At 68.1% G+C, this 8,954-nt stretch carries 11 protein-coding genes; 10 read left to right on the forward strand and 1 reads right to left on the reverse strand.

What is annotated here, in order from left to right; genetic code table 11:
* Window positions 1-538 precede the first annotated feature (538 nt).
* The 10 genes from DBR36_RS17260 to DBR36_RS03940 all read left to right on the forward strand — a co-directional run bounded on the left by DBR36_RS17260 (window position 539) and on the right by DBR36_RS03940 (window position 8,364).
* Window positions 539-970 (forward strand): hypothetical protein, encoded by a 432-nt coding sequence (locus DBR36_RS17260; protein WP_146185215.1) that lies wholly within the window; start codon window positions 539-541, stop codon window positions 968-970.
* A 111-nt stretch (window positions 971-1,081) separates the two neighbouring features.
* Entirely contained in the window at window positions 1,082-1,246 is a 165-nt protein-coding gene (locus DBR36_RS17555) for a hypothetical protein (RefSeq protein ID WP_181373467.1), read from the forward strand.
* A gap of 463 nt (window positions 1,247-1,709) precedes the next feature.
* A complete protein-coding gene (locus DBR36_RS18035; RefSeq protein WP_146185216.1) occupies window positions 1,710-2,060 on the forward strand; it encodes a hypothetical protein in 351 nt (116 codons plus the stop codon).
* Window positions 1,988-2,293, forward strand: coding sequence for a hypothetical protein (locus DBR36_RS18820; RefSeq protein ID WP_375136053.1), 306 nt, complete (start codon window positions 1,988-1,990; stop codon window positions 2,291-2,293). Before DBR36_RS18035 ends, DBR36_RS18820 begins: the two co-directional genes overlap by 73 nt.
* A gap of 378 nt (window positions 2,294-2,671) precedes the next feature.
* Window positions 2,672-4,048 carry an adenosylhomocysteinase gene (locus DBR36_RS03915; protein ID WP_108317644.1) on the forward strand — a complete coding sequence of 459 codons (1,377 nt, stop codon included), beginning with the start codon at window positions 2,672-2,674 and terminating at the stop codon, window positions 4,046-4,048.
* Window positions 4,045-5,334, forward strand: coding sequence for an amidohydrolase family protein (locus DBR36_RS03920; protein WP_108317645.1), 1,290 nt, complete (start codon window positions 4,045-4,047; stop codon window positions 5,332-5,334). Before DBR36_RS03915 ends, DBR36_RS03920 begins: the two co-directional genes overlap by 4 nt.
* A complete protein-coding gene (locus DBR36_RS03925) occupies window positions 5,331-5,759 on the forward strand; it encodes a cupin domain-containing protein (protein WP_108317646.1) in 429 nt (142 codons plus the stop codon). Before DBR36_RS03920 ends, DBR36_RS03925 begins: the two co-directional genes overlap by 4 nt.
* 125 nt (window positions 5,760-5,884) lie before the next feature.
* Window positions 5,885-6,751 carry an ABC transporter substrate-binding protein gene (locus tag DBR36_RS03930; RefSeq protein ID WP_258222546.1) on the forward strand — a complete coding sequence of 289 codons (867 nt, stop codon included), beginning with the start codon at window positions 5,885-5,887 and terminating at the stop codon, window positions 6,749-6,751.
* A gap of 6 nt (window positions 6,752-6,757) precedes the next feature.
* Window positions 6,758-7,624, forward strand: coding sequence for an amino acid ABC transporter permease (locus DBR36_RS03935; protein ID WP_108317648.1), 867 nt, complete (start codon window positions 6,758-6,760; stop codon window positions 7,622-7,624).
* A complete protein-coding gene (locus DBR36_RS03940) occupies window positions 7,621-8,364 on the forward strand; it encodes an amino acid ABC transporter ATP-binding protein (protein ID WP_108317649.1) in 744 nt (247 codons plus the stop codon). Before DBR36_RS03935 ends, DBR36_RS03940 begins: the two co-directional genes overlap by 4 nt.
* A gap of 261 nt (window positions 8,365-8,625) precedes the next feature.
* On the opposite strand, the gene DBR36_RS03945 is transcribed toward DBR36_RS03940, so the two are convergent.
* Window positions 8,626-8,954: collagen-like protein (locus DBR36_RS03945; RefSeq protein WP_146185217.1), on the reverse strand; the 329-nt coding region annotated here is incomplete at its 5' end.

Genomic DNA, 8,954 nt, shown 5'->3' on the forward strand with positions numbered 1-8,954 from the left:
ATCAAAGATATCTCTCCTGCGCCACCCGATTATGGAACATCGTCCGTCGTCGAGGCGCGCCGGAGCATGCCATCGTGGGATTCGGATTTCATTCCCCTGTGGCGTTCATGGAGGAAGGTGTCTACTGCTCTATAGGGTGCGATTTTTATGAGAATTGAAAAGACCGTTCGTCATCCGGCTATGCGAATTCAGCGGGGACGACAATGCCGGTGGCTGACAGCTAAGGTAATTCGTCGCTGTCACAACTTTCGTCTTCGACGTCGTGAGGCAGCGGGCGGTGACGCAGCCGCGGCGTCCGCGGGCGATGCGCGGTCCGGCAGCGGGTCTCCGAACTGTGACCCAAAGAGCCTCCTCGGGGACTATTGCGCTGGCAGTGAGGACCCCTTCGGCCGGGCCAAAGCTGGTGCCGCGCCGCGGACTGAGATCGGCGGAGAGGCTGCTCAGTATGATCTCGACGAACTAGCCCAGTTCGCAACCGGACATAGTGAACGAGGATCTACCATTCAGGTCCACTGCGTTCTTCTCGTAAGGAGTGAAAATGTCGAAGTTCGAGCTGGCCGTCGAGTGGGGTGATCGCCATCCCAAACTGGGGGGCATTATTGGCTCGTGGGCAGCATATGTGTCGCATATCGCCGCGGACATAGCAAAGTATCCCGCGGAAGTAATTGGATCATTCGGATACGACGACTACATTGGAGCGCTTTCTACCCGCAATGCACTTGAGGGGGGCATCAAGCAACTCCTGGTCGATGAGCAGGACGGCGAGTTCTTCATTGTAAAGACCATCGATGAGTATTTTAGATGCTTGACGCGCGATGATCCTGGCCGCGTGGTCATCCATTCAGAGCCCCTTTTCGCCGATTACGTGAACGACGAATCTTTCTGGTGGCTACGACGCATACCCAAGGGCGGATCTCTCGGCTATGAGATAGCGCGGGTTGCCCGTGCGCAAGCCGGCTTGCGCTATTGAATTTGGTGGATCGTTCTACGGAGCGAGTTGTGACCGGCAGCGACGGGTTAGCCTACTGGACGACTGAAAATCATGAGACTTTCTTGATTATTCGAGGTGAATGATTGGAGGATGACACCCAACCCCAATTCCGTTCATGATGATTTCCACTCTTTGCTAATAGAGGCCAATGTGCGGCATGTTGGTTCCGCATTAATCCGCTGGAATGAAGCGGGATTCAATGCGCGTGCAGTCCGAGGAAGTAAAGATGAAGTTGTTGCAGGGCGTATTCGATGAATTCGCTGCGTCATTGGGAACGCACTGCGGAGCGGCCGGTGGGGCAGGGTGTGTGGTTGCTTACGTCTCTCCGATGAGTCGCTGATGATCGAACGTTTTGTGGCACCCCGATCAGAGGAAATCGATGAACTATCCGTGACTCTTCCTTCCCCGGGGGAACCATGGGTCGTCTCCGTCGTCGAGCGCGCGCGAGACGGCGATGAAGTCCGGATGACGTGGGATGAGGTCGCCGCTTCCGTCCGGATCTTGTGGGTGACTGATGGTCGAGAGCGGCTTCGCCTGGAACGGGAGGAGATCTTTCGCGTCGGATTGAGTGTCTCGAGGGTCGAGTCGATTTTCGGGCGAGGCTGCGTTCCAGCGGCTTGGAGGGTGCGATATTCATGACCATCGGTGAGACCGTGGCGATCAAGAACACGTTGCTTCGCCACTCAGGTGATGGGGCACGCCTGCGAAAGATGTTGATGTGGCAGCTGGCAAGCGGCGGGTACCGAGAACGCCCTCCAGGTTGAAGAGGAAGCGGGTGAGGGAGATGAAGGATGACACCTCCCTGAAGGACGTTGATTCCCATTTCCGCCCCTTCCTCATGGAGGCGAACGATCAAGAGATCGGGTCGGCGGTGATCCGTTGGAACGAAGGGGGGTTCACTGCACGTGTGGTCCGGGGTAGGAAGATGAAGATTTTCCAAGGTGTCTTCGATGAATCGCGGCGGCTCTACAATTCCCGCTGTACTTCGGTGAGAACCTGGATGCTTTCAACGAGTGCATCTCAGAGCTCGACGATCTGCCGCCGGGTGACGGTTACGTGGTGGTCGTGACGGACCCTCACTTAGTGTTATTCGAAGGAAGCCAGAAAGACCTGGCTGGGTTGGTTCACTGCCTGGCGAGAGCGGCTGACGAATATTCGCGCCCAATCGATCTAGGGGAAGTTTGGGATCGGCCAGCAGTCCCGTTCCACGTGGTTCTGGCTGCAAGCGAGCGGGATACTGCCGCCACGGTGAGGCGTTGGTCCAGCGTTGGAGTCGAGCTCGTTCGTCTGCGCACATCGTAGTGACGGCGCCGTTCGTAACGTCGTCGATGCCATCGCTCCGGAGATCACTGCGTGAAGCGCTCAGTTCAGCTCCTGCTTTCGGCCGACTGGAGTGGGCCGCGCGCGAGTATGTCCGCCCTCGCCAACGCTTCTGGGATGCGGTTCTTTGCCGTCATCTCGGCTACGAATTTGGCGGCGTCAGAAGTCGTGAGTCCAATCGCTGTGACGTAGAGGGGCCGCGTTACCAGCCCGCCTCGCGCCTCGGCGGAATGCGTCGCAGTAGAACAGCTGACTTGTGAAGTCGCGGCCTTACGCCGGACCCGAACGTGAGTGACGACGGGTTGCGGAGGGATCAGGTCCCGCCCAGGCGACACCCGCGGCGACCCTAGGCTGAACCCCGTGACCGACCCTCGCGCACCCGAGCGCATCGTCCGGCGCTTCGCGCGCGCATCCAACCTCATGCTCGCCGGCCGCCCCTTCGCCGTGCGGGGCATCGAGGCGTCGGGTCTGCACGATCTGCTCGTGCGGCTGGGTGGCATCCCGAGTCCCGAACCGACCCCCGGGCGGGTGGAGTTCGATTTGGATGCCGACACCATCGCCCTCGACGGTGAACCGCTGCCCGAGCGCGGCGATGCCGCCGCCCGCATCGCCTTCGCCCGCGCACACATGCCCGTGTCGACCGCGTTGGCCGCGCGCCTGGACCTGACCGGCCTGCGCGTGGGCGTCGCGATGGTGCTCGAGCCCAAGACCGCCGTGCTGTCGTTGCTGCTGCGCGAGCGGGGGGCTGAGGTGTCGGTGTACGCGCATCCCGACGAGACCGACCCCGCGGTTGCGGAGGCGCTGCGGGCCGAGGGTTTCGCGGTCACGGCCGACCCCTCACTGAGCGGGGCCGAGGAGCTCGCGGCTGCCCACGCCTTCCTGCGCGCGGGCCTCGACGTGCTGCTCGACGACGGCGCGCATCTCATCCGCCTCGCCCACGATGACGACCCCGGGCTCGTCGAGGGCTGGATCGGGGCGTGCGAAGAGACCACGAGCGGGCTGACACCGCTTCGGCGGATGCAGGATGCCGGCATCCTGCGCACCGCGGTGATGGCGGTCAACGACGCGCGCACCAAGACGATGTTCGACAACCGCTACGGCACGGGCCAGTCGTGCGTGTTCGCGATCGCCGACCTGCTCGAGGAGCGGGGGGTCGCGCTCACCGACCAGCCCGCGCTGGTGCTGGGATACGGCCCCGTCGGACAGGGCGTCGCGGCCCACCTGCGCGCGCTCGGCGCCCAGGTGCGGGTCGCCGAGACCGACCCCGTGCGGGCGCTCGAGGCCCGGCACGACGGCTTCTGCACAGGCCCGGCGCGCGAGCTCGCGGCCGGGGCGCTGGTCGTCTCGGCGACCGGGGTGCCCGCCACGGTGACAGCCGACATCGCGGCGAAAGCCCGGATCGTCGCGGTCGCCGGGGGAGTGCCCGGCGAAGTCGAGACGGGGGCCGCGAACGGCGCGCTCGTGCTCGGCGGGGGAGGAGCCGTCAACATCACCGCCGCCGAGGGCAACCCGATCGAGATCATGGACCTGTCGTTCGCCGTCCAGCTCGCGGCCCTCGGCGAGCTGGTGCGCCGCCGACCGGCGCCGGGCGTGCACGCGCTGGGCCCCGAGGTCGACGAACTGGTCGCCCGCGAGGCGCTCCGCGTGCGCGGGGCCGAGATCGACCCGCCACGGCCCCTCGACCCCGAGGGCCTCGACGACTGGCGGTCACCTCGCTACGCCGGGGGCGCGCGATGAGGGTGTATTCGGCATCCCTCGTTCTTCCAATCACGGCTCCGCCCATCCCGGGCGGAGCGATCGCGGTGGCGGCGGGTCGCATCCGGCACGTCGGTGACCGCGAGTGGGTGGTGCACGAGCTGCGGGCGCGGGGGATCGCGTTCGACGAGGTGCACTGGCCCGGTGTGCTCACCCCGGGCTTGGTCAACGCGCATTCGCACCTGCAGTACACCGGCATGGCCGAGGTGGGTCGCGGGTCGTACGCGGGCTTCGACGACTGGGACGACGCGTTCACCCCGGTCTACCGCGCGGGGCACGACTGGGCTCGGGATGCCGCCCTCGGCGCCGACCGCATGATCGCCGCCGGCACGACCGCGGTCGCCGACATCGTCACCGACGTCGAGGCCGCCTCGGCGCTGCACGACGCACGACTGCACGGCATCACCTACTGGGAGGTCATGAGCTGGACCAACGCCGCCTGGGCCGAGCGGGGTCGCGCCGAGGTCGAGGCTCGGCTGGACGCGCTGCCGTCTCCGCCGGGGACCGGCCTGTCGCCGCACGCGCCCTACTCGCTCGACGTCGAGCCGCTGCTCGAGATCCCCGACATCGTGCGCGAGCGGGGCAGCCGCCTGCACCTGCACCTGGGCGAGGCGGCATTCGAGCGCGAGCACGGCGAGGCGGTGCCGTGGCAGAAGCAGCGGCCCGCGAGCTTCCGCGCGCTTCGCGACGAGGGGTTCGGCACCGGGGCGACCGAGTTCGTCGATGAACTCGGCGTGCTCGGGCCGGACTGCCACATCGCTCACGGCGTGTACATGACGGCGCGCGACCGGGCGATCCTGCGCGCCCGCGGCACGACCGTCGCGCTGTGCCCCCGCTCGAACGCGGTGATCGGACTGGACGAGCCGCCGGTCGCGGCCTACCTCGTCGAGGGCAACGCGCTCGCCGTGGGCACCGACTCTCTGGCATCCAGTCCCTCTCTCGACCTGCTCGCCGACGTCGCCGAACTGCACCGTCTCGCGCGGGCGCAGGGATACGTCAACCGCGACCTGTTCGAGCTGCTGCTGCGCGCGGCGACGCTCGGCGGGGCGCACGCGATGGGACTCGACACCGGCCCCGCCCGCACGGGCTACCTGGCGGTGGGCGCCGTGGCGGATCTGGCGTTCTTCGACATCCCGGTGTCCGAGGTGGATGCCACGATCGAACACCTCGTGGTGGCCGGGGCGGGGACCGCGGCCGCGACGTTCATCGACGGCGAGGCGCGCTTCGCCGCGCCCGCTTTCACCCGTGAGACAGGAGTGCGCGCATGACCGACCGCCCGCAGACCGCCCGACTGCTCGACCTCGAACCGCACCCCGAGGGCGGGTGGTTCCGTCGCATGTGGACGGGGTCGTACGCGGTCGACACGCCCGCGGGGCCGCGTCCCGCGGCGACCTGCATCCACTACCTGCTCACGCCCGGCGAGCGGAGCGCGTGGCACGTCGTCACCAGCGACGAGGTGTGGCTGTGGCACGGTCCCGGCGCGCTCGAACTGTCGCTGGGCGGGGACGGCGACGCCCCGGGCGAGGCGCGGACCGTCACGCTCGGGCCCGACCTGTCGGCCGGGCACGTGCTGCAGCACACCGTGCCGGCGGGCGTCTGGCAGGCGGCGCGACCCGCAGGCGACGCCGAGGTCGTGGTGAGCTGCCTGGTGTCGCCGGGCTTCAGCTTCGACGACTGGCGCTTGGCCGACTGAAGGTCGCGGGCGCTCCGCGCGTGTCGCCAGGTTTCGTCGGCGACCGCCCCCGAAACATGCCGCCGGTACGCTGTGCACATCACAGCACTCCGGGGATGACCCCGATACGTCCACGAGGAGACATCGTGACCGCTTTCGCACGCCTGCGCCGCGCCGCCGCCCTGACCGTCGTGGCCGCCGCCACCGTCGTGTCGCTGACCGCCTGCGCCTTCGCCCCGACCGGTTCCGACGCCGGCGCCGCACCCGCCTCCGAGGGCGCTCTGCAGACCGTCACGGCCGGCAAGCTCACCATCGCCACGGGCGAGCCCGCGTTCTCGCCGTGGGTCGAGAACGACGACCCCGCCTCGGGCGAGGGCTTCGAGGCCGCGGTGGCCGACGCCGTCGCGACCAAGCTCGGCTTCTCGAAGGACGACGTCGTGTGGGTGCGCTCCACCTTCGACAGCGCGATCGCCCCCGGCGCCAAGGACTGGGACCTCAACCTGCAGCAGTTCTCGATCACCGAGCAGCGCAAACAGGCCGTCGACTTCTCGTCGCCGTACTACACGACCACGCAGGCGATCGTTTCGACCGGGTCGTCGCCCGCCGCCTCGGCCACCACGGTCGCCGAGCTCAAGAACATCCCCGTGGGCGTCATGAGCGCGACCACCAGCTACCAGGTCGCCGCCGACCAGCTCGGCACCGGCAACCTCAGCGTCTTCAACTCCAACGACGACGCCGTCGCCGCCCTGCAGGCCGGTCAGGTGGACGCGATCGTGGTCGACCTGCCCACCGCGTTCTACCTCGCCGGTGCCGTGCTCGACGACGGCAAGGTCGTCGGTCAGCTGCCCGACTCCTCGGCCGGTGGTGACGAGCTCGCGTTCGTCCTGCCCAAGGGCTCGGCGCTGACCACGCCGGTCACCGAGGCGGTCGACGCGCTGCGCGAGGACGGCACGCTCGATGAGCTTCAGCAGAAGTGGCTCGGGGGCACCGACGCCGCGCCGCTGCTGAAGTAACACCCCGTGGCATCCACCCCCTCCGAGGCCGTGTGGCGCCCGAGCGAGCTCGAGCTCGGTCGTCGCGCCACACGGCGTCAGCAGTCGACGAAGTCGGTGCTGATCGCGCTGGCCAGCTCGATCGTGTTCGTCCTCGTGGTCGGCTGGGCGATCCTGTCGAGTCCCGGGTGGGAGGACGTGCGTCGCGCGTTCTTCGACCCCGAGATCGCGCTCGCGAGCTTCCCGTCGATCCTCGCGGGGCTGTGGGTCAACATCCAGGTGCTGTTCGTCGCGGCGATCGCGGTCGCGATCCTCGGCACGACGCTCGCGGTGCTGCGCTCGCTGCGGGGGCCGGTGTTCTTTCCGCTGCGGGCGCTCGCGACGATCTACACCGACCTGTTCCGTGGCATCCCGCTGCTGATCGTGCTGTACCTGGTGGGCTTCGGTCTTCCGGCGCTCGGGGTCTTCGGGCGCGTGCCGGTGGTGCTGTGGGGAACGATCGCGATCGTGCTGACGTACTCGGCCTACATCGCCGAGGTGCTGCGCGCCGGCATGGAGGCCGTCCACCCCTCGCAGCGCGTCGCCGCCCGCTCGCTCGGCCTGAGCCACGCGCAGACCCTGCGGATCGTCGTGATCCCCCAGGGCGTGCGCAAGGTCGTACCCGCGCTCATGAACGATTTCGTGTCGCTGCAGAAGGACGTCGGCCTGATCTCGGTCCTCGGAGCGGTGGATGCCGTGCGTGCCGCCCAGATCGCCGCAGCCGAGTACTACAACTTCACGCCGTACATCGTCGCAGCCCTGCTGTTCGTGGCGATGGCGTTGCCGATGATCCGCCTGACCGATTACGTCTCGGCGCGACTGGCGAAGCGCGAGCAGATGGGCGGAACCGTATGACCGTGCTCGACGTCCGCAGCGTCCGCAAGGCGTTCGGCGATCACGTGGTGCTCGACGGCATCGACCTCGAGCTCGCCCAACACGAGGTGGTCGTGCTCATCGGCGCCTCGGGATCGGGAAAGTCCACGCTGCTACGCACCATCAACCTCATCGAGCGCGTCGACGACGGGCAGATCCTGCTCAACGGAGACGACCTCACCGACCCGACGATCGATCCCGACGCCGCTCGCGCCCGCATCGGCGTCGTGTTCCAGCACTTCAACCTGTTCCCCCACCTGCGCGTGATCGACAACGTCACGCTCGCCGCGCGCAAAGTGCACGGGATGCCGAAGGCCGAGGCCTACGCCCGCGGTACCGAGCTGCTCGAACAGCTGGGGCTCGGGGCCAAGGCCCGCGAGTTCCCCGACCGCCTGTCGGGCGGCCAGCAGCAGCGCGTCGCGATCGTGCGCGCGGTCATGACGAACCCCGAGCTGCTGCTGCTCGACGAGATCACGTCGGCACTCGATCCGCAGCTGGTCGGCGAGGTGCTCGACCTGGTACGGGTGCTGCGCGACCGCGGCTCGACCATGCTCATGGCGACGCACGAGATGTCGTTCGCCCGCGAGGTGGCCGACCGCATCGTGTTCATGAAGGGCGGCCGGATCGTCGAGCAGGGCACGCCCGCGCAGATCCTCGACGCCCCGCAGCATCCCGACACCGTCGCGTTCCTCGAGCGAGAGCGCCGCGGCGGGGCGCTGTAGCGCTCGCCGGGGCTCCGCCCGGTCCTCAGTTGTACCCGAGGATCACCGCCGCGTCCTGGTCGTCGACGGAGGCGGACGGGTAACTGTCGGATTCGATCACGGTCCGATTCTGCGGGGCTCACGGGCGGCTCGACGCGTTCCTCACGGATCGCATACGGCATCCGTCGCCGGGCACGCCACGACACCGGATGCCCGCCAATATCCGGCATCCGGTGTCGCGTGACCGTGGAGGGGTCGCCCCCTCCACGGCGTCTCAGCGGATCAGACGGTCGCGCGACGGCGACGCATCAACAGCACGCCACCCAGCCCGAGGGCCAGCAGACCCGCGATGCCGAGGCCGGCGGCCGACGCACCGTCGGCTCCCGTGGCGGCCAGCGCCTTGCCGGTGCTGCTCGAGGCGACCGGGGCCGCCGCGGCGAAGCGCACGGAGGACACGGAGGCGGCCGAGCCCGTCACGGGCGTGGTGCCGGCGGTGCCGGGCGTTCCGGGGGTTCCGGGCATTCCGGGCTGACCGGGCGTGCCGGGGGTGCCGGGCTGACCGGGCGTGCCGGGGGTGCCGGGCTGACTGGGCGTGCCGGGGGTGCCGGGGG

The sequence above is a fragment of the Microbacterium sp. HMWF026 genome, from assembly GCF_003061325.1.
In the GTDB taxonomy this organism is placed as follows: Bacteria; Actinomycetota; Actinomycetes; order Actinomycetales; family Microbacteriaceae; genus Microbacterium; species Microbacterium testaceum_E.

Bases quoted from the DNA above. Each gene is read 5' to 3' on its own strand.
- DBR36_RS17260 (WP_146185215.1), top strand. From the start codon at position 539: ATGTCGAAGTTCGAGCTGGCCGTCGAGTGGGGTGATCGCCATCCCAAA.
- DBR36_RS17555 (WP_181373467.1), top strand. From the start codon at position 1,082: ATGACACCCAACCCCAATTCCGTTCATGATGATTTCCACTCTTTGCTA.
- DBR36_RS03920 (WP_108317645.1), top strand. From the start codon at position 4,045: ATGAGGGTGTATTCGGCATCCCTCGTTCTTCCAATCACGGCTCCGCCC.
- DBR36_RS03925 (WP_108317646.1), top strand. From the start codon at position 5,331: ATGACCGACCGCCCGCAGACCGCCCGACTGCTCGACCTCGAACCGCAC.
- DBR36_RS03940 (WP_108317649.1), top strand. From the start codon at position 7,621: ATGACCGTGCTCGACGTCCGCAGCGTCCGCAAGGCGTTCGGCGATCAC.